This is a genomic window from Caulobacter sp. CCNWLW153 (assembly GCF_036889365.1).
Lineage (GTDB): Bacteria > Pseudomonadota > Alphaproteobacteria > Caulobacterales > Caulobacteraceae > Caulobacter > Caulobacter radicis.
This window is the reverse complement of record NZ_JBAKFV010000003.1, coordinates 145,147-164,217: the sequence shown is the minus strand read 5'-3', so window position 1 is coordinate 164,217 and position 19,071 is coordinate 145,147. Positions and strand designations below refer to the sequence as shown.

The following is a 19,071-nucleotide window of genomic DNA, read 5'->3' as shown; positions in this document are numbered from 1 at the left end:
CACATCGGCCCGCCCCAACCTTAGGCGCCAAGACGTTCGCCATTCCGATCATCGAGCTGTCTCGCGCAGACGTCCTGCGACAGCGTCTGGCCTTTGGCGATGCGCCGGCCTCGCCTCCCGCGCGCACCCGGCAAGCATGTCGCGGTTGTGAGCAATCATCGCCCCACCATCCCGGCCGTCCTGCCACCTACGAACATCCGCGGTCTGCAGCATCCGCTCCCCCGCCGACCACAGATCCCGCCTCAGCGCCTCGAACGCCGCCGCCGGATCCATCGGCGCCCCATCTCCGACGGCAGGCCAAGCTCCGCCCGCCGGCCGCGCAGCAACGACTCCACCTGTGGATCGCGCTGCGCGCTCTTGGCCATGTCGCCCACCCCTTCAATCCTCTCGAAGCGCTTGCGTGTCGGAAAGCTGGTCGCGCTGTGCCCCGAAGGCTTCTGGCGCGAGGGCAATGTCGACATCGCGGCGGAGAAGGACGGCTTCAGGCAATCGCTCTACAGCCCCACCTCCCGCTCCACCCCAATCCCATCCAGGAAATCCTCGTCGTGGCTGACCACCAGCAGCGCGCCGTCGTAGCCGGCCAGCGCCGCCTCGACAGCCGCCACCGAGTCGAGATCGAGGTGGTTGGTCGGTTCGTCCAGGATCAGCAGTTGCGGCGGGGTCGGGCCGGCCAGCACGCAGGCCAGGGCCGCGCGCAGGCGCTCGCCGCCGCTCAAGGTCCCCGCCAGCCGGTCGGCGGCGCTGTTGCGGAACAGGAAGCGGGCAAGGGCCGCCTGGGCCAGGTTGCGATCGGCGCTCGGGTGCAGGCGCAGGAAGGCCTGCAGCAGCGTCTCGTCGTCGCGCAGGATCGCCAGCGACTGGTCGAGCATCACCGCCGGGACGCCGCGCGTCACCATGCCCGACGTCGGCGCCAGCACGCCGGCGGCCAGGTTCAGCAGGGTCGACTTGCCCGCGCCGTTGGGGCCGCGCACGGCCACGCGCTCGGGTCCGGCGATACGCAGGGTGACGCCCGCCAGCACCGGCGGCCGGCCGGGCCAGGCGAAGGCGACATCCTCCATGCTCAGCACCAGCCTGCCCGCCGGCAGGCCGGTCGGCGGCAGGTCGAACCCGAGGGTCCGCGCCCGTTCGACCCGAGCCTGCGCCGTCTCCACCGCCTCGCGGGCGTTGGTCTGGAGACGCTCGGCCAGGCGCCGCTCCTTGCCGCCGGTGTTCTCGGCCCGCTCGGCCCGGGCGCCGAGCAGGATCTTCGGCTCGCTGCCCTTGGCGGCGAAGCGCTTGCCGGCGGCGTCGCGGCGGGCCTTGCGCTCGACGGCGGCCTGGGCCTCGCGGGCGGCGCGGCGCTCGTCGCGCTCGGCGGTCTCGAGAGCGCGACCGGCGGCCTCCATCTCGGCGGCCTTGCGCTCGGCATAGAGGTCGTAGCCGCCGCCGTAGCTGGCGGCGCCCAGGCTGGAGATCTCGACGATGCGGTCCATGCCGCGCAGCAAGGCGCGGTCGTGGCTGGCGACGATCGCCCCGCCCTTCCAGCGCGCCAGCACCTCGCCCACCAGGCCACGCGCCCCAGCGTCGAGGTGATTGGTCGGCTCGTCCAGCAGGATCAGGTCGGGCGCGGCCAGCAACAGGGCGGCCAGGCCGGCGCGGGTCTGCTGGCCGCCGCTGAGCGCCGCGGCCGGCCGGTCGGGATCCAGGCCGTCGAGGCCCACCTCAGCCAGCGCCTCGTCCAGTCGCGACGGCAAGGTCCAGTCGGCCTCGGCGAAATCGATATCGTCGCCCTGCCCGGCCTCGATGCGCGCCAGGCGCCGCCAGGCTGCACCGACGCCCAGGCGGTCGGCGAGGATCGCGCCCTCCGGCAGATCGGGCGTCTGGTCGAGCACGCCGATCGTTCCGGACCGGGCGACGGTTCCGGCCAGGGGCGCACGCATGCCGGCGACCAGCGCCAGCAGGGTCGACTTGCCCGCGCCGTTACGACCGACCAGGCCGACGCGCTCGGCGCCGACCGACAGGTTCAGGTTTTCGAAGAGGACGCGGCCGTCAGGCGCGGCGGCGGAAACGCAGTCCAGGGTGACGTAGGACGAATTGGAGGCAGGCATGGGAAACCACGAGCAGGGAAACGGGAAGGACGAAGCGGTCTTCCGTCTGGCTGATCATGGCGGCCTCCATCAGGGGGTGGAGCGGCGGGTGTAGAGGCTGAGACGCCGCTGGGCAAGCGTCAGCACAGGCCGTCGCGCAGGCGCGGCTGGCTGGCGCGCCCATCGCGATAGGCCCGGCAGCGCGCCTGCTTGCGGGCCTCCTCGGCATGGGGCGGGGGCGGCGGCGGAAGACCGCGCGGCACGAACTTCGGCGGCTTGCGAGGGCCAGGCTGCGCATTCTCCTTCGGAATCCTGGCGGCGAAACCGCCCCAGCACCTGTCCTTCTCCTCGTCGGTCAGGTGTTCGCTCGACAGCCCCTTGCAGGCGCGGTGATAGCGACCCCATCGGAAGTCCGGATTGCCCTCCGTCAGCTTCCAGCGATCGACGGCCTTGGGGTCAAGCGTCCACGCCGGATCGATCGCCTGGGCGGCGGGACCGGCGGCTGGAGCGGCCTCGCCTTCGCCGGATGGAGCGTTCGCGCCAGCATCGGACGGGGCTTGCGATGACGCCTCGCGCGACCGGGCGGAAGACGGCGTCCTGGCCGGCGCGCGCCTGGGCGTCGGGCGCGGCTCGTCCTCCAGCCTGTCGATCTCGAACAGCATCGGCGGCGCCTCGGCCGGCGGCGAGGCGCGCTCCACCAACGCCAGCAAGCCGATCAGCACCAGGTTGGCCGCCACGCCCGCGGGCACCGCCACCGCCCATCGTCCAGCGCCCGTCCGCCCCCGCATCATCGCCCCGCCACCGAAGATTGCTCGATGGCGAATGCTCACGCTTCGATGGCGTCCGAAATTCGACCGCGCGGCGCCCGCTTTGCGCCCTTCGCGGCCTTGTCTGCTGACATCTGGTGTCAGCAGGATTGGCAGCAGGATGGCTGCGGCATTTGTTCGCATCTTGTTCTTGTGTTAATGCCGCGCCAGAACCCTACATATAGCCGCTGCGCCGCGCTCCCCACGCGGCTCCCAATCCGACCTTCGAGCGTTCCGGACACCATGGCCGAGCAACTGAACTTCATCCGCGTCCGCGGCGCCCGCGAGCACAATCTCAAGGACGTCAGCGTCGACATTCCGCGCGGCGAGCTGGTCGTGCTGACCGGCCTGTCGGGCTCGGGCAAGAGCTCGCTGGCCTTCGACACGATCTACGCCGAGGGCCAGCGACGCTATGTCGAGAGCCTGTCGGCCTACGCCCGCCAGTTCCTGGAGCTGATGAGCAAGCCTGACGTGGACCTGATCGAGGGCCTGTCGCCGGCCATCTCGATCGAGCAGAAGACCACGTCGCGCAACCCGCGCTCGACCGTCGGCACGGTGACCGAGATCCACGACTACATGCGCCTGCTGTGGGCGCGGGTCGGGGTCCCCTACTCGCCCGCCACCGGCCTGCCGATCGAAAGCCAGACCATCAGCCAGATGGTCGACAAGATCACCGTCCTGCCCGAAGGCACGCGCCTCTATCTGCTCGCTCCCGTCGTCCGCGACCGCAAGGGCGAATACAGGAAGGAGATCGCCGAGTGGCAGAAGGCCGGCTTCCAGCGGCTGAAGATCGACGGCGAATACTATCCGATCGAAGACGCCCCGGCCCTCGACAAGAAGTTCAAGCACGACATCGACGTGGTCGTGGACCGCGTGGTGACCAAGGCCGGCATGGAACAGCGCCTGGCCGACAGCCTGGAACAGGCGCTGCGCTTGGCTGATGGTCTCGCGGTGGCCGAATGGGCGACCATCGAGGAGGGCGAGAAGGAGCCGAGGCGCCTGCTGTTCTCCGAACGCTTCGCCTGCCCGGTCAGCGGCTTCACCATCGCCGAGATCGAACCGCGCCTGTTCTCGTTCAACAACCCGGCGGGCGCCTGCCCCACCTGCGACGGCCTGGGCGCGAAGCTGGCCTTCGACGCCGACCTGATCATTCCGGACAAGGACAAGACCCTGCACAAGGGCGCCGTCGCCCCTTGGGCGAAAGGGCCCTCGCCGCTCTACACCCAGACCCTGCAGGCCCTGGCGCGCCACTACGGCTTCTCGATGGACGAGCCCTGGTACAAGCTGCCGGAAAAGGCCCGGACCGTGGTGCTGAACGGCTCCAAGGGCGAGAAGATCAAGTTCACCTACGACGACAACGCCCGCAAGTACGAGGTCGACAAGCCCTTCGAGGGCGTGCTGCCGAACCTGGAGCGCCGCTGGCGCGAGACGGACTCCTCGTGGGTCCGCGAAGAACTCGGCCGCTACCAGTCCGACACCCCCTGCGAGGCCTGCGGCGGCAAGCGCCTGAAGCCCGAGGCCCTGGCCGTGAAGGTGCATGGCCTCGACATCGCCGCCGTCTCGAACCTGGCCATCCGCCCGGCCCGCGACTGGTTCAGCGCCCTGGAAGGCCACCTCTCCGACAAGCAGCTGGAGATCGCCCGCCGGATCCTGAAGGAGATCAACGACCGCCTGCGGTTCCTGGTCGATGTCGGCCTCGACTATCTGAACCTGTCGCGCGGCTCGGGCACGCTGTCGGGCGGCGAGAGCCAGCGCATCCGCCTGGCCAGCCAGATCGGCAGCGGCCTGACGGGCGTGCTGTACGTGCTCGACGAGCCGTCGATCGGCCTGCACCAGCGCGACAACACCCGCCTGCTGCAATCGCTGCAAGGCCTGCGCGACCTGGGCAACTCGGTGCTCGTCGTCGAGCACGACGAAGAGGCGATCCTCACCGCCGACTACGTGATCGACATGGGCCCGGCCGCCGGCGTCCACGGGGGCGAGATCGTCGCCCAGGGCACGCCTGACCAGATCATGTCCAACCCGGCCAGCGTCACCGGCCAGTACCTGACCGGCGAGCGCGAGATCGCCGTCCCCGAAGAGCGCCGTCCGATCAACAAGAAGAAGACGCTCAAGGTCATCGGCGCCAAGGGCAACAACCTGAAGGACGTCACGGGCGAGATCCCCGTCGGCACCTTCACCTGCATTACCGGCGTCTCGGGGGGCGGCAAGTCGACCTTCACGATCGAGACCCTCTACAAGGCCGCCGCGCGCCGCCTGAACAACGCTTCGGACGCCCCGGCGGCGCACGAGCGCATCGAGGGCCTGGAGAACTTCGACAAGGTCATCGACATAGACCAGAGCCCGATCGGCCGCACCCCGCGCTCGAACCCGGCGACCTATACCGGCGCCTTCGGCCCGATCCGCGACTGGTTCGCCCAGCTGCCGGAGAGCAAGGCTCGCGGCTACGGCCCGGGGCGGTTCTCGTTCAACGTCAAGGGCGGCCGCTGCGAGGCCTGCCAGGGCGACGGCGTCATCAAGATCGAGATGCACTTCCTGCCCGACGTCTACGTCACCTGCGATATCTGCAAGGGCAAGCGCTACAACCGCGAAACCCTGGACGTGCTGTTCAAGGGCAAGACCATCGCCGACGTGCTGGACATGACGGTCGAGGAGGCCGCCGACTTCTTCAAGGCGGTGCCGCCGATCCGCGACAAGATGGAGACCCTCAAGCGCGTGGGTCTCAGCTACATCAAGGTGGGCCAGCAGGCGACGACGCTGTCGGGCGGCGAGGCCCAGCGGGTGAAGCTGTCCAAGGAACTGTCGCGCCGGGCCACCGGCCGCACGCTCTACATCCTCGACGAGCCGACCACCGGCCTGCACTTCGAGGACACCAAGAAGCTGCTGGAGGTGCTGCACGAGCTGGCCGACCAGGGCAACACGGTGGTGGTCATCGAGCACAATCTCGACGTCATCAAGACCGCCGACTGGCTGCTGGACTTTGGCCCCGAGGGCGGCGACGGCGGTGGCCAGATCGTCGCCGTGGGCTCGCCCCAGGACGTGGCCAAGGTCGAGGCCAGCTGGACCGGCAAGTACCTCAAGGAACTGCTGGCCAAGCACGAGGAGCGCCGTCAGGCGCGGATCGCCGACCTCAAGACGTCCAAGCGCGCCTGACGCGCCGGCGGCTTCCAAACAAGAAAGGCCGGCGGATCGCTCCGCCGGCCTTTTTCGTTCCGCCGTCCCGGATGGCTCAGGCGAAGGTGTCGCTGGCGCTTTCCACGTCGACGACGATCTGGCGGTAGATGAAGGCCGAAGGCGTGTAGATCGTCACGCTGGTCAGCACCGCGATCAGGCCGCCGACGGCCAGGCTGAGGATGCCCGTGGGCGTCATCAGGCTTTCCAGCGACGTGGTCTGCGACTGCATCAGCGTGCCCAGGGTCTCCATGTTGAAGCCGCTGAGCGCCCCGCCCAGCAGGGTCACGATCAGGAACAGCAGCAGGTAGACCACGACGGCCAGGATGGTCGCCACGACATAGGCGCCGAACATCGGCCAGAAGCGGCCCTTGGTCAGGGCCATGGAGCCGAAGATGTCGATCTTGCCCTTGGCGAAGGTCAGCACGTTGGCCAGCGACAGGCGGACGGCGAAATAGATCAGCGCGCCCAGGCCGACGGGAACGAGCACGATGGCCGCCAGGCCGCCGACGGGCTTGGACACCGCCGCCAGGATGCCAATGACCACCGCCACGCCCAGGACGATGCCGATGTAGCCGGCGAAGAACAGCAGGACCATCAGGATCGACACGCCGGCCTGGCGCAGTTCGTCGGCGCCGAAGCGCAGATAGGCCTTGTCGTTGTCGGCCGGGCGCAGCGTCGCGCGATAGATGGCCGCCATCAGCACCGAATAGAAGGCGATGCTGTAGACCATCGAGCACAGCATGGCCGGGACCAGTCCGCCCATCATCCGCAGGGTCTCGGCCGGGTCGGGCTGGGCGTTGGTCTGGCTGAGATTGGCGAAGGCTTCCAGCTGCGGGCCGAACAGGCCCACGGTGATCACCGCCACCACGGCCGACACGATGGTCGAGATCAGCACCCAGGCCCCCACGGCCTTGGGGTGCTCGCGCACGATACCGAAGCCGGAAATGGCCGCGTCCGTCGCCGAGAAGGTCTTCATCTTAGCCCCTTGCAAACCCTAGTGACGCCAGGGGTAACAAGCTTCGGGCGAGAACGACAGACCCGGGTTCAAATATCGGGATGCAGCTGCCGGTAGGCGCGGGCCGGGCCGGCCGTCAGGATCACCGTCTGGACGGTGACGATCAGCGGCGCGATCAGCAGGTTCACCAGCAGGCCCAGGATCACGAACAGCTTGGTCCCGCCGCCGATCAGGGCGATCACGCCCGTCAACAGGCCGCCGACCAGCGACATAGCCATGGTCGCGCCCAGCGCCATCAGCAGGTTCAGCACGAACATGCCCAGCAGGCCCCAGAAGTGGCCGTGGGTCAGCACCCACGACTCGCGGACGTTGATGCGGCCCTCGGCGAAGGTCTGGGGCGACAGCAGCGACAGGCGCACGCCCACCCACATCGACAGGCCGATCACCGCCAGGCCGCCGAGGAAGGCGATCCAGGCCGAAAGGCCGCGCGCGCCGGCGCCCGCGACCGTGGCGGTCAGCAGAGTCACGGCGCCGCTGGGAATGGCGGTGACGAACAGCGCCGTGGCCCAGGCGATCAGGGCGACGACGAACAGCCGGACCTCGTCGGCGCCCAGGCGCAGATAGGCCCCCTGGCTCTGCTCGGGATGCATGACCGAGCGCAGGATCGCCCCGGCCAGCACCGCGCTCATGGCGGCGGCCAGCAGGATGATCAGCGCCATCGCTCCGCCCAGGTGCGAGATCAGCTGCAGCACCTCGCGCGGGTCGGCGGTGAACCGGGTCTGGGCCAGGTCGCGCCGCACCTCGTCGCCGAACACGGCGACCAGCAGCACCGACAGCAGGATCAGCGAGCCGAGATACAGCCCGCCCCAGATCAGCAGGGAGACGGGGTGGCGGCGCATGGTGCGCGGCCCTTCGAGGGCGGCGGCGACGGGCGACAAGACGATCATGATCAGGCTTCTGACGGCTCGGCGACGGCCAAGCTCGGAGCGTGTCTGTAGACGTGGACGCAGGCCGCCGTCCAGGCGGGAGCGACACAGAAATAGTAGAGACCGACCGCGGCCGCCTGCACCAGGAACGCGCCGGCGCCGTCGAAGGCCGCCTTGCCGCTGGCGGCGATCAGCACGCTGGGCAGGTAGAAGACGAGGCCCAGGGCCACCAGCAGGCCGGCCCGGCCCTTGGTCAGGTCGAAGGCGCTGAGCACCCGCAGGCGGCCGGCGGCGATCGAGGCGGCCGGCGCCAGGGCCAGGCGCGCGGCCAGCCAGGCCAGGACCGCCAGGCTGGCCAGCGGCGCGAGGCTGGCGGCGAAGGCGGCCAGCGGTCCCGACAGCGCCGCCCGCCAGGCCTCCGACGAGGTGGCGTCGAAGCCGGGGGCGGCGGCGCGGGCGACGCCCAGGGCGACGGCCCCGACCACGACCAGCAGCACGGCGATGACCACCAGGAACACCACGCCCAGCAGCAGCTGGACGGCGGCGATCAGCGCCTCCTCGCGGCCGCAGCGCAGGCCGGCCAGGCCCGCCGGGCCGTCGAAGGCGGCGCGATAGAGGGCGCCGTAGGCCAGGGCGGCGGCGACGAAGTCGGCCAGCAGGACGAAGGCCCCGCCCAGGTAGCGGCCGAGCAGGCCCACGAGGCAGGCGGCGGCCAGCGCCGCCCAGGTGCGCGGCGCAAGGTGGGTCACGCCGGCGATGCCGGCTCGCGCCGTCGCGCCGATCGCGATCGATGCCTCGCCCATGTGGTTCCAGGTCCTTCAGAACAGCCGACGCCACCCTAGCGCGCGCGGCGTCATGAAACGACGAGTCGCGGGCCGGTTCGCGCGGATTTTGCCCGGCCGTGGCGGGAAGGCCGCTGTCAGGCGGCCTCCTGCGCCTCGTCGGCGGGCTTCAGCGACCGGTAGACGCTGGCCAGCGGCGTCACGCAGACCACCTGGACCACCGCCTGAAGGATCGCCGCCAGGGGAAGCGCCACGGCCAGGACCGGCCAGATCAGGCGCAGCACGTCGGCCACCGAGCGCGCCGCCGGCAGGGTCTTGGTCAGGCCCGGGGCGACCAGCGCGGCGGCGGCGATGACCACCCCGCCCACGACGATCTGCACCACCAGCAGGCTCAGCCCGACCAGCAGCAGCATGCCCAGCAGGCGCAGGCTCTGGCCCTTGGTCAGGGCCCAGGATTCGAACAGCATGAAGCGCCGCTCGGCGAAGGTCATCGGCAGGGCCATCGACAGCCGCAGGAACGCCCATAGCAGCGCAAGCTCGCCGACGATCACGCCGATCACGCCGACCACCACCCCGACGACGGCGCCGGCCTCAGTGTCGCCGCCGATCGCCATGACCACGAAACCGATCAGCCCCAGCAGCGCCCCTGGGACCATGGCCGCGAAGATGGCGATGTTGCCGCCGAAGGTGAGCACAAGGGTGACCAGCATCATCCAGCCCTCGGTCGCGCCGACGCGCAGGAAGAAGCCTCGCTGCTCCTGTGGGCGCAGCACGACACGGAAGGCCGCGGCCGTGACGATGGTGGGCGCGACCACCTGCACGGCCATCATGCCGATGTTCATCAGGCTGAGCTGTCCCTGCATGGCCATGATCCGCGCCGTCATCTCCGGATCCTGCGCGTTGGGCGTCTGCGGCATGGCCCGGACCATCTCGACGAACGGATCGATGATCGGTAGGAAGAGCAGCAACGCCGGCAGGAACAGGCCCAGCAGGATCACCGCGCTCCACACGACGACCGACAGCGGCCGCCGGCCGATCAGCGCCCAGCCTGACACCGCGGCCGACGCCGCCGAAAACCTCTTCGCCACCCTGAAGACCCCCAGAACCTGATACTCGCCCAAGATGAGCTTACACGGCGGTTCCGTCTTGGCGAGGGCGGAGGTATGAGGACGCCATGACCACCTCCCCCATTCACGTGATCGGCGGCGGCCTCGCCGGTTCCGAGGCCGCCTGGCAGATCGCCCAGGCCGGCGTTCCCGTCATCCTGCACGAGATGCGCAAGGACGACTCCAGCGGCAAAGTCACCACCGACGCCCACCAGACCGACGGCCTGGCCGAGATGGTGTGCTCCAACTCGTTCCGCTCGGACGACTGGCAGTTCAACGCCGTTGGCTTGCTGCATGCCGAGATGCGCCGCTGCGACTCGATCATCATGTCGGCGGCCGACCAGCACCAGGTGCCGGCGGGCGGCGCCCTGGCGGTCGACCGCGACGGCTTCTCCGAGGAGGTCACCCGCCGCCTGGAAGCCCACCCGCTGGTCACCATCGTCCGCGAGGAGATCGCCGGCCTGCCGCCGGAAGAATGGGACAACGTCATCGTCGCCACCGGCCCGCTGACCTCGCCGGCCCTGGCCCAGGCGGTGCTCGACCTGTCGGGCGAAGGCCAGCTGTCGTTCTTCGACGCCATCGCGCCGATCATCCACCTCGAGTCCATCGACATGGACAAGGCCTGGCGCCAGTCGCGCTACGACAAGGAAGGCCCCGGCGGCGACGCGGCCGCCTACATCAACTGCCCCATGAACAAGGAGCAGTACGAGGCCTTCATCGACGCCCTGCTCGAAGGCCCCAAGGCCGAGTTCAAGGAATGGGAGCACGTCCCCTATTTCGACGGCTGCCTGCCGATCGAGGTGATGGCCGAACGCGGCCGCGAGACCCTGCGCCATGGGCCGATGAAGCCCGTCGGCCTGACCAACCCGCGCGACCCGACCGTGAAGTCCTACGCCATCGTCCAGCTGCGCCAGGACAACGCTCTGGGCACGCTGTGGAACATGGTCGGCTTCCAGACCAAGCTGAAGCACGGCGTCCAGGCCGAGACCTTCCGCATGATCCCGGGCCTGGAGAACGCCCAGTTCGCGCGCCTGGGCGGCCTGCACCGCAACACCTTCATCAATTCGCCCAAGCTGCTCGACAAGGGCCTGCGCCTGAAGGCGTCGCCGCGCATGCGCTTCGCCGGCCAGGTGACCGGCGTCGAGGGCTATGTGGAAAGCGCCGCCATCGGTCTCCTGGCCGGCCGCTTCGCCGCCGCCGAGCGCAAGGGCGGCTCGCTCGAGGCTCCGCCCCCGAGCACCGCCCTGGGCGCCCTCGTCGAGCACATCACGGGCGGCCACCTGGAAGGCGCGCAAGAAGGCTCCCGGGGCGGCTCGTTCCAGCCGATGAACATCAACTACGGCCTGCTCCCGCCGCTCGAGACCCCCAAGGTCGACGAGGACGGCAAGAAGATTCCGCTGAAGGAACGCGGCCGCGCCAAGAAGCGGCTGATGAGCATCCGGGCGCTGAAGGACCTGGACGCCTGGCTGGCGAACTGACCCTTCCGATTTGAAGAAATAGGCCTCCGCCCGATCCAAGGCGGAGAAACGCGGCCGTGGAACCTTGACGTTCCCGGCCGCGCCTCGTCGCGGCGTCTCGATCGAGATCGCCCATGCTCCGCAAGCTCAGCCTCGCCGTCGCCGCGACGGCCCTCCTCGCCGCCCCCGCCTTCGCCCAGGACGTGGTCTCGCCGACCAAGGACGCGATCATGGCGTCCTTCGACATCGTCCGCACCCAGGTCAAAAGCGTCGGGCCGGACGTGGTCTTCCGCGTGCAGGTGCGCGGCAAGGCCGGCGAACTGAAACCCAAGGCGGTCGGCCAGTTCGCCGGCAGCGCGGTGTGGAGCTATGTGTGGCCCACCTCGCTCAACAGCAGCAGCGTCGGCTTCGAGGGCGACCAGGGCATCCTGGCCCTGGCGGTGACCTTCCATCCCGATTTCGACGACGCGGCCTACGGCGGGGTCAACCGCCACGTCTGGCATCCGCACTGGGTTGTGCTGGTTCCCGACGACGCCTGCGGCAAGGGCGCGCTGAAGGTCCGCGACATCCCAGAAGGGGCCAAGCCCAAGGTGCCGGCCACCTGGCCCGGCGTGCCGCTGCTGATCGACAGCCCGACCTATCCCACCACCCTGGCGACCGACACCGTCGAGGTCAGCGTGCCGGCCGGCGTGATCGGCGCGGTCGAGGGTGTGAAGTTCGACGGCGTCACCTCGGCGCTCAAGGTCAACGCCAACCTGCACGCGCCGCTGCTGTGCATCTCCGACATCTTCGACGTGGCCTCGGGCGACCTCAGCCTGCCCGGCAAGATCACCCGCTGACCGGCGGATGTGCGTCTACGATCCCGAACCGGGCGGCCTCGCGCCGCCCGGCGCCTTCGTGGGCGGAAAGCCGGCGGGCTTGGCGCCATGGCAGGCCAGCCGCGCGGCCGCCTATGTCGAACACCGGCTGGAGACGACGATCCGCGTCGTCGACCTGGCTCGCGCCGCGCGGCTCAGCCCGTCCTATTTCTCGCGCGCCTTCAAGACCACCTTCGGCCTGTCGCCGCAGAAGTACGTCGTCGAGCGCCGCCTGACCCGCGCCAAGCGGATCATGCTGACCACCGACGAGCCGCTGTGCGGCATCGCCGTCACCTGCGGCTTCAGCGACCAGGCCCACCTGTCGCGCCTGTTCCGGCGGCGGGAAGGCGCGCCGCCCAACGCCTGGCGCCGCGAACGGCGCCAGGCGTCGGCCGCTCTCTGATCCTCAGTTGGTCGAGCGCACGAAGCTTGCGATGTGCTCGGCCGAGGCGCGCGGGTACTGGTGCTGGGGCCCGTGTCCGGCCGAGGGGTAGGTGATCAGCTGGAGCGTCGGCAGCATCTGGTTCAGGGCGTACCAGTTCTCGACCGGGAAGATGATGTCGTGGTCGCCGCCCAGGTGCAGGATCGGCTTGCTCGTGGTCTTCAGCACCTCGAGCACCGCGTCGGCGGGAAAGATCGGGTTCTTGGGCCCGGCCCCGATGTTGGCGCGGGCGAAGGCGATCGGCACCGCCGGCGAGCGCCCCTCGGTGCGGCCGGCGATCCGGGCCGAGGACTCGGCGGCGGCCTTGCGGCTGGCCTGCGACTTCGGTTCGAAGAACAGGATCTCCTCTTCCTTCAGCGCGTAGTCCTCGATCACCGCGGTGTCGAAGAACAGCTGCTCGGCCGGCTTGACCAGAGGCCCGGGCGGGGTCGTGCCGATCAGCAGCAGGTGGCTGATCCGCGCGCCGGCCACGGCGAAGGCCACCTGGGCCGCCATCCCGCCCAGCGACCAGCCGCCTAGCACGACGTCGCTGAGGTCCAGGGCCGTCATCAGGTCGATCGGATCGCGGGCCATCTCGGCCGGGTTGTAGGTCGCCTCGCCGGTCGACAGGCCAAGGCCCGAATAGTCGAAGGTGATGACCCGGAAGCCCTCGTCGGCCAGGCCGTCGAGAAAGGCGGGGTCCCAGACGTCCATGTTGCCCCGGAAGCGGGTGCACAGCACGAGCGGCCGACCCTCGCCGATCGAGCGATAGGCCAGCGTGCGGCCGCCGACCTCGACGAACTGGTTGGGCGCCGAGACGGCGTTATGGATGGAAGCGACGGCGTTCATGAAAGACCTCGAAGGCAGCAAGAGGAACGGGTCGGAAGCCTAGGCCTGGGCGCGCCGGTCGAGTTGGACGGAGCCGCCGCGATCGTCGCCCGGCGCATGAAACACCGGCGCCGCGTGCAGCCGCCGCCAGGCCGCTGGCGTCATGCCCGCCAGCCTGTGGAAACGGTTGGTCAGGTGCGACTGGTCGGAGAAGCCGCAGGCCAGGGCGATGTCCTTCAGCGGGTCCTCGCCCTGGGCGATCAGGATCTTGGCCCGCGCCACGCGCCGCTGCAGGACCATGGCGTGCGGGCTGACGCCGAAGCTGCTCTTGAAGGCCTTGCCGAAATAGCCGGGGCGCACGCCGCCCACCGCCGCCAGCTCGGCCACGGTCAGGGCCCGTTCGAGGTTCTCGTCGATGTAGCGGGCGACCCGCCGGGCCTGCCAGGGCGCCAGGCCGCCGGTGCGCGCCGGGCTGGCCACGGACGGCGCCTGCAGCACCTGGATCGCCTGGTCGATCAGCCGTCGCGCGCCTTCGACGTCGTCGAACAGCCTCTGCTGGATCTCCTCCAGCAGGGCGCCCACCCTGGCCGACGCCCGCTCGCTGCAGATCTGCTGTTCCATCGCCTCGTCCCCTGGGCGGGAGCACGACCGGCTCCCTGGGGAGAACACGCAGCGCCGGGCAAAACCCACACCGGCGTTATTCCAATTCGCTCAGTCGGCGCGCACGATCCGATAGCGGCCCGGCCCCGCCGCCTCGCCGCGCACCGGCAGCACCTGGGCCAGGGTGCGCAGGAAGCGCTGCGGATCGCCGGTGCGGAACCGGCCCGTCACCCGCAAGGCCGCCACCTTCGGATCGTCGATGACCAGCTTGGTGGCGCTGTGGCGGTTCAGTTCGGCCACCACCTCCGACAGCGGCCTGTCCTCGAAGGTGATCGAGCTCTCGCGCCAGGCCGCCGCGCTCGCCGCCTCCGCCGGCGCGACGACGTCCCGGCCGGGGGCGGCGGTCAACTGCTCTCCCGCCGCCAGCACCACCGGGCGGCCCGGGCCGTCGGTCGCATCGATCGTGCGGGCGACCGAGACCTGGCCCTCGACCAGCGTCACCCGCAGCGGGCCCTCGTCGAGGCGGACGTCGAAGCGCGTGCCCAGCGCCGTGATCCGCCGACCGCCGGCCTCGACCGTGAACGGCCGCGCCCGGTCGGGAACCACGTCGAAGAACGCCCGGCCCCTGACCAGCCGCATGGCGCGGCCGCCGTGGTCGTAGGCCAGGTCCAGGGCGCTGCCGGGAGCCAGGCTGGCCTTGCTGCCGTCCGGCAGGTCGAAGGTCTTCGCCTCCGCCGCCGTGACGAGGTCGGGCTCGCCGAACACCGCCGTGGCCTGCACGACGGGCGGCGGCAAGGCCGGCGCCGGCCGCTCGACCAGCCACAGGCCAAGGCCGATAGCGGCGACGAACACGGCCGCCGCCGCCATCCAGCGCGACGACGGCGACGGTCGCGAGGCCTTCGCCGCCCGACGTCGCAGGACCCGCAGCGTCGCCTCGTCGCCGGCCTGGTCGAAGCCGCTCCAGATCGCCTGGGCCCGCAGCCAGGCCGCGCGGTTCTCCGGATCCTTGTCCAGCCAGGTATCGAGCACGGCGGCCTGGGCCGGGTCGGACTCGTCGATGTTCAGCCAGAGCAGCGCCGCCGCCTCTTCGCGCGGCAACTGCGCCATCTCGGCGAACTCGAGGGGATAGGCGCTCATCGCAGGTCCCCCGTCTGGGCCAGCAGGCGCTCCAGCGCCTTGGCCACGTGTTTCTCCACGGCGCTGCCGGAAATGCCCAGGCGGCCGGCGATCTCCCGCACGGTCATCCCCTCGATCCGCCGCAGCACGAAGATCGTCCGCGTCCGCTCTGGCAGGCTGAGCAGGACGGCGGTCGCCGCGCGCAGGGTCTCGCGGGCGTCCAGGCGGCCGGCCGGATCGTTGTCGGTCTCGCCGTGGCGCTCGGGATCGAAGGGCACGTGCTGGTCGGCCCGCCGCGCCAGCCTCCGCCTGTGCCGGTCGGCCCAGACGCTGGCGGCGGTGCGGAAGACATAGGCTCGGGCGTACGCCTCGTCGGCGAGCCCCACCTGGTCGGCGGCGCGCACGAACACCTCCTGGACAAGGTCCTCGACCTCGGCGTCGGCGCCCAGGCGGCGGCGGAAGAAGGCGGTAACATCGGTCTGCAGGGCGAGCGCGCGCGCAGGATCGGCCTGCGCCGCCTTCGAACCGTCCGCCGACTGAGGATGGACAGCCGCCACCTTACGCTCCACGCACCCCACGCCGCCCCTCGGCCGGGCGGCCAAGCAGCGGGTCTTTCCTAGAATACGTAGCCGCGGGCGAAATCCTCATCGCTTCCATCGAAATTTCACCGAGACCCGGATCTCGGCTTGCGCCGCCAGATAACAGCGTTACCTAGCTTCGCAATACGGGTCGTGTCGATCCGGGGACCTGATGGAGGCGGGCGCGAATGCGGGGACGGCTCGGACTGGCGGGTATGCTGGCCGCGGTGATCGCCACGCCCGCCGTCGCCGCGCCCGCGATCGACGTCGACCGCCAGGACCTGTCGTCGGCCCTGCGCCTGCTGGCCCGGCAATCGGGCGTCGAACTGCTGTTCGCCTCCAGCCTGACCGCCGGCAAGCGCTCGGGCCAGGCGCGCGGCCGAATGTCGGTCGAGGCGGCGCTCGACCGGCTGCTCGAGGGTACGGACCTGGTCGCCCGCCGCACGGCCGACGGCGTCTACGTCCTGGCCCCCGCCCCTGCCGCAACCGCCCCGCCGGCCTCCGATGCGGTCACCACCGTCCCCGAGATCCTGGTGCTGGGCGCGCGCGCCCTCAACGGCGACCTGCGACGGCTGGAGAACGGCGTCCAGCCCTACGTCGTGCATACGGCCGACGAGATCGCCCTGTCCCAGGCCGGCGAGATCGGAAGCTTCCTGCGCGACCGCGTGCTGGCCGACGTCGCGGCCGTCTCGCCCGCCCAGGCCCGGCCGGGCGCGGCCCGCTCCGAACTCGACCTGCTGGGCCTTGGCCCCAGCCAGACCCTGGTGCTGGTCGACGGCCGCCGGCTGCCGCGCCTGCCGGGGCTGGACGGCTCGTTCTTCCGGCAGCCCGACATCAACGCCCTGCCGCTGGGCGCCATCGAGCGCATCGAGACCATCCCCGCCTCGGCCGGCGGCATCTACGGCCTCGGCGCGCTGGGCGGCGTGGTCAACATCGTGCTGCGGCGCGACCATGACGGCGGCGAGGTCACCGCGATCGGCGGCTTGTCCTCGCGCGGCGACGCCGGCCAGGGCCGACTGGAGGCGCGTCTCGGCTTCTCGCCCGACAGCGGCCGCACCCAGGTCTCCGCCGGGTTCTCGACCTCGACGCGCGAACCGCTGCGGATCATCCAGCGCGACTTCACCATCCGCTATCGCGCCAAGTCGGACGCCCGCACGACCTATGAAGTGCTGTCGGCCGCCTCGGACGGCCGCAACGTCATGAGCTACACCGGCCAGCCGCTGGTCACCGACGCCGGCGTGAACCTGGGCGCGAACGTCACCACCCTGCCCCTGCGCTACGCGGCCGGCGACTTCCAGCCCCTGGCGCTGCGGGGGGCCGGCGCCCTGTCGCGCGGCCTGGGCCCCGACGCCAGCAGCGGCGACGCCAGCCTGCTGAACGGCGCGCGCGCGACCGCGATCACCGCCAGCGTCCGCCGCGCGCTGTTCGGCGTGGAAACCTATCTCGACGTCCTGCACCTGGAGAACGAGGGCGAGGGCCTGACCAGCCCCAATTCCCGCGCCTATTTCGTCAGCGCCGCCGCGCCGACCAACCCGTTCCAGCAGGACATCCTGGTTTCGGTGCCGTTCGCGTCCTACGACCAGAAGAACCAGGAACGCACCCTCGCCCAGCGCCTGACCGCCGGCGCGATCATCGAGGCGCCGCGCGGCTGGCGGGTGAACCTCGACGCCTCGACCGGCGTCGGCCGGGTCCGCGTAAAGCAGTATCAGCGCCAGCCCCAGCCGGACCTGAACTACAGCTTCGTGTGGGGCGAGGAGGGTCTGAACCGGCCGGCGATCGACCCGTTCGGCGACTATGACGCCCTGCAGTCGGTGCTGGACCTCTATCGCAACGACTCCCTCAAGCGCATCCGGCAGTCCAACCGCTTGACGAACCTCGCCCTGCGCGCCGCGGGCCCCTTGATCCAACTGCCGGCGGGACCGGCCAACCTGACCGTCGCGGCCGACCTGCGCGACGAGCGTATCGGCGACGTGGTCGAGACCACGACCCAGGGCGACCAGACCAGCTCGACCCACACCCTGATCGGGGCCCGCCAGAAGGTCGCCTCGCTGTACGCCGAGGCCAACGCGCCGGTCTTTGGCCGCGACCGCGCGCCTCCCGGCCTGGCGGGCCTCGAACTACAGGCCTCGGTAAGGCTCGACGACAGCAAGGCCTGGGCGCCGGCCCTGGCCATGACCAGCGATCCGCCGCTGGTCCGCTCGCGCCACGAGGTCTGGACCTGGACCGCCGGCGCGCGGGTGTTCCCGGTCAAGGCCGTCATGCTGCGCCTCAGCGCGGCCACCGGAGCCCTGGCGCCGACGGCCAGCGAGCTGATCACCTCGCGCCTGACCATTCCCGGCATCTTCTACGCCGACCCCGGCCGGCCGGGCGACACCGTCGGCAGCGGCCGCCCCTTCGTCTACATGTTCGGCAGCTCGCCCGCCCTCAAGCCCGAACGCGCCGAAAGCGCCTCGGTGGGCATGGTCGTCCAGCCGCCCGGATCGAACCTGCGGGCGTCGCTCGACTACACCCGCGTGCTCAAGCGCGACGGCTTCCACGGCCTGCACGGCGAGCTGTCGATGGGCTACCTGCTGGCCAATCCGCAGTTGGGCCGGGTGTCGCGCGCCCCGTTGACCGCCGCCGACATCGCTCGCGGCTACACGGTCGGGCGGGTGCTGGAGATCGACGGCCGGGCGATGAACAGCGCCAAGCTGGAGACCGAACTGGTCAGCGGCGAGCTGCGCCACGGGTTCGCGGCGGCCGGCGGTCGCCTCGACCTGCGCGGCTCGGTGGTCTGGCAGCCCAGCTTCCGCCGCAAGCTGCTGCCCGGCGAGGCCTGGACAGCGCTGACAGGCGACTACCAGGCGCCGCTGGAATGGCGGGGCTACGGCGGCGCGACCTGGCGGCGGAGGGCCTGGACCCTGGCGGCCAGCGCCCAGTTCGACGGCGCCTTCCGCACCCCGACGGGCTATGGCGAGATCCGCACCGTGCCGGCCCAGGTCTATTTCGATCTCGCCGGAGCCTGGCGAACCGGCGCCAGCGAGGTCCGCCTGGGCGTGCGCAACCTGTTCGACAAGAGCCCCAGCATCTTCGAGAACGGCGTCGGCGACTACAACACCTACGCCGACCCGCGACGCCGTCGGTTCGAGTTGGCGCTCTCCCGCCGCTTCTGAAGGACGCCGAAAGGCCCTCGTGCGGCGTTTGGCCCCAGTCTCGCAAACCGGCGTTTTGTTGCTCTGCCGCTACGCTCCGCCGCATATTTGCCGTCCGCGCCACCGAGCGGCCATTTTTCGGTTTGCTCCCGAGCCGCCATTTCGGCTTAATGACACCGGTAGCTATTTTAATGACACCGGTGGCGGATACCGCTACCAACAAGAACAGAGATCACGGGTCGGCCACTCAAGAGCCTGCCCGTCGGGA

15 protein-coding genes are annotated in these 19,071 nt (G+C 70.6%); 5 read left to right on the top strand and 10 right to left on the bottom strand.

Going from position 1 to position 19,071, the window contains the following annotated elements:
• Positions 1 to 494: 494 nt before the first annotated feature.
• Both V6S85_RS06320 and V6S85_RS06310 read right to left on the bottom strand, forming a co-directional pair.
• Complete coding sequence (locus V6S85_RS06320; protein ID WP_334348420.1) at positions 495 to 2,087, bottom strand: ABC-F family ATP-binding cassette domain-containing protein; 1,593 nt, start codon at positions 2,085 to 2,087, stop codon at positions 495 to 497.
• A 119-nt stretch (positions 2,088 to 2,206) separates the two neighbouring features.
• Positions 2,207 to 2,821 (bottom strand): hypothetical protein, encoded by a 615-nt coding sequence (locus tag V6S85_RS06310; RefSeq protein ID WP_334348419.1) that lies wholly within the window; start codon positions 2,819 to 2,821, stop codon positions 2,207 to 2,209.
• A 294-nt stretch (positions 2,822 to 3,115) separates the two neighbouring features.
• On the opposite strand from V6S85_RS06310, the gene uvrA reads away from it, so the two are divergent.
• The gene (gene uvrA / locus V6S85_RS06305; RefSeq protein ID WP_334348418.1) at positions 3,116 to 6,025 is read left to right on the top strand and encodes an excinuclease ABC subunit UvrA; all 2,910 of its coding nucleotides are present in this window, start codon (positions 3,116 to 3,118) and stop codon (positions 6,023 to 6,025) included.
• Positions 6,026 to 6,101: 76 nt separating this feature from the next.
• Here the strand turns inward: uvrA and V6S85_RS06300 are convergent, their stop codons facing one another.
• The 4 genes from V6S85_RS06300 to V6S85_RS06285 form a co-directional block, all read right to left on the bottom strand.
• Positions 6,102 to 7,022 (bottom strand): hypothetical protein, encoded by a 921-nt coding sequence (locus V6S85_RS06300; RefSeq protein ID WP_334348417.1) that lies wholly within the window; start codon positions 7,020 to 7,022, stop codon positions 6,102 to 6,104.
• Between the two features lie 68 nt (positions 7,023 to 7,090).
• Positions 7,091 to 7,948 (bottom strand): hypothetical protein, encoded by an 858-nt coding sequence (locus V6S85_RS06295; RefSeq protein ID WP_244286865.1) that lies wholly within the window; start codon positions 7,946 to 7,948, stop codon positions 7,091 to 7,093.
• 2 nt (positions 7,949 to 7,950) lie between these two features.
• Positions 7,951 to 8,730 (bottom strand): hypothetical protein, encoded by a 780-nt coding sequence (locus V6S85_RS06290; protein ID WP_116568193.1) that lies wholly within the window; start codon positions 8,728 to 8,730, stop codon positions 7,951 to 7,953.
• Between the two features lie 116 nt (positions 8,731 to 8,846).
• Positions 8,847 to 9,797, bottom strand: a complete 951-nt coding sequence (locus V6S85_RS06285; RefSeq protein ID WP_334348416.1) for a hypothetical protein — start codon at positions 9,795 to 9,797, stop codon at positions 8,847 to 8,849.
• 86 nt (positions 9,798 to 9,883) lie between these two features.
• Between V6S85_RS06285 and trmFO the strand changes: the two genes are divergently transcribed.
• The 3 genes from trmFO to V6S85_RS06270 all read left to right on the top strand — a co-directional run bounded on the left by trmFO (position 9,884) and on the right by V6S85_RS06270 (position 12,532).
• Complete coding sequence (gene trmFO, locus V6S85_RS06280) at positions 9,884 to 11,293, top strand: methylenetetrahydrofolate--tRNA-(uracil(54)-C(5))-methyltransferase (FADH(2)-oxidizing) TrmFO (RefSeq protein ID WP_334348415.1); 1,410 nt, start codon at positions 9,884 to 9,886, stop codon at positions 11,291 to 11,293.
• Between the two features lie 113 nt (positions 11,294 to 11,406).
• A complete protein-coding gene (locus V6S85_RS06275) occupies positions 11,407 to 12,111 on the top strand; it encodes a hypothetical protein (RefSeq protein ID WP_334348414.1) in 705 nt (234 codons plus the stop codon).
• A gap of 7 nt (positions 12,112 to 12,118) precedes the next feature.
• The gene (locus tag V6S85_RS06270) at positions 12,119 to 12,532 is read left to right on the top strand and encodes a helix-turn-helix domain-containing protein (RefSeq protein ID WP_334348413.1); all 414 of its coding nucleotides are present in this window, start codon (positions 12,119 to 12,121) and stop codon (positions 12,530 to 12,532) included.
• 3 nt (positions 12,533 to 12,535) lie between these two features.
• On the opposite strand, the gene V6S85_RS06265 is transcribed toward V6S85_RS06270, so the two are convergent.
• From V6S85_RS06265 to V6S85_RS06250, 4 genes are all read right to left on the bottom strand, one after another.
• Positions 12,536 to 13,399 carry an alpha/beta fold hydrolase gene (locus V6S85_RS06265; RefSeq protein WP_334348412.1) on the bottom strand — a complete coding sequence of 288 codons (864 nt, stop codon included), beginning with the start codon at positions 13,397 to 13,399 and terminating at the stop codon, positions 12,536 to 12,538.
• A 39-nt stretch (positions 13,400 to 13,438) separates the two neighbouring features.
• A complete protein-coding gene (locus V6S85_RS06260; RefSeq protein WP_116568203.1) occupies positions 13,439 to 13,999 on the bottom strand; it encodes a helix-turn-helix transcriptional regulator in 561 nt (186 codons plus the stop codon).
• A 90-nt stretch (positions 14,000 to 14,089) separates the two neighbouring features.
• Entirely contained in the window at positions 14,090 to 15,115 is a 1,026-nt protein-coding gene (locus tag V6S85_RS06255) for a FecR family protein (RefSeq protein ID WP_334348411.1), read from the bottom strand.
• On the bottom strand, positions 15,112 to 15,651 hold the full coding sequence (locus V6S85_RS06250; protein ID WP_165828868.1) for an RNA polymerase sigma factor: 540 nt from the start codon (positions 15,649 to 15,651) through the stop codon (positions 15,112 to 15,114). The genes V6S85_RS06255 and V6S85_RS06250 overlap by 4 nt, the downstream gene beginning before the upstream one ends.
• A 209-nt stretch (positions 15,652 to 15,860) precedes the next feature.
• On the opposite strand from V6S85_RS06250, the gene V6S85_RS06245 reads away from it, so the two are divergent.
• Positions 15,861 to 18,824, top strand: coding sequence for a TonB-dependent receptor (locus V6S85_RS06245; RefSeq protein ID WP_334348410.1), 2,964 nt, complete (start codon positions 15,861 to 15,863; stop codon positions 18,822 to 18,824).
• Positions 18,825 to 19,071 lie beyond the last annotated feature (247 nt).

Coding starts and splice junctions, on each gene's coding strand:
- V6S85_RS06270 (WP_334348413.1), top strand. CDS start 12,119: ATGTGCGTCTACGATCCCGAACCGGGCGGCCTCGCGCCGCCCGGCGCC.
- V6S85_RS06260 (WP_116568203.1), bottom strand. CDS start 13,999: ATGGAACAGCAGATCTGCAGCGAGCGGGCGTCGGCCAGGGTGGGCGCC.
- V6S85_RS06255 (WP_334348411.1), bottom strand. CDS start 15,115: ATGAGCGCCTATCCCCTCGAGTTCGCCGAGATGGCGCAGTTGCCGCGC.
- V6S85_RS06275 (WP_334348414.1), top strand. CDS start 11,407: ATGCTCCGCAAGCTCAGCCTCGCCGTCGCCGCGACGGCCCTCCTCGCC.
- V6S85_RS06290 (WP_116568193.1), bottom strand. CDS start 8,730: ATGGGCGAGGCATCGATCGCGATCGGCGCGACGGCGCGAGCCGGCATC.
- uvrA (WP_334348418.1), top strand. CDS start 3,116: ATGGCCGAGCAACTGAACTTCATCCGCGTCCGCGGCGCCCGCGAGCAC.
- V6S85_RS06265 (WP_334348412.1), bottom strand. CDS start 13,399: ATGAACGCCGTCGCTTCCATCCATAACGCCGTCTCGGCGCCCAACCAG.
- trmFO (WP_334348415.1), top strand. CDS start 9,884: ATGACCACCTCCCCCATTCACGTGATCGGCGGCGGCCTCGCCGGTTCC.
- V6S85_RS06300 (WP_334348417.1), bottom strand. CDS start 7,022: ATGAAGACCTTCTCGGCGACGGACGCGGCCATTTCCGGCTTCGGTATC.
- V6S85_RS06295 (WP_244286865.1), bottom strand. CDS start 7,948: ATGATCGTCTTGTCGCCCGTCGCCGCCGCCCTCGAAGGGCCGCGCACC.
- V6S85_RS06320 (WP_334348420.1), bottom strand. CDS start 2,087: ATGCCTGCCTCCAATTCGTCCTACGTCACCCTGGACTGCGTTTCCGCC.
- V6S85_RS06245 (WP_334348410.1), top strand. CDS start 15,861: ATGCGGGGACGGCTCGGACTGGCGGGTATGCTGGCCGCGGTGATCGCC.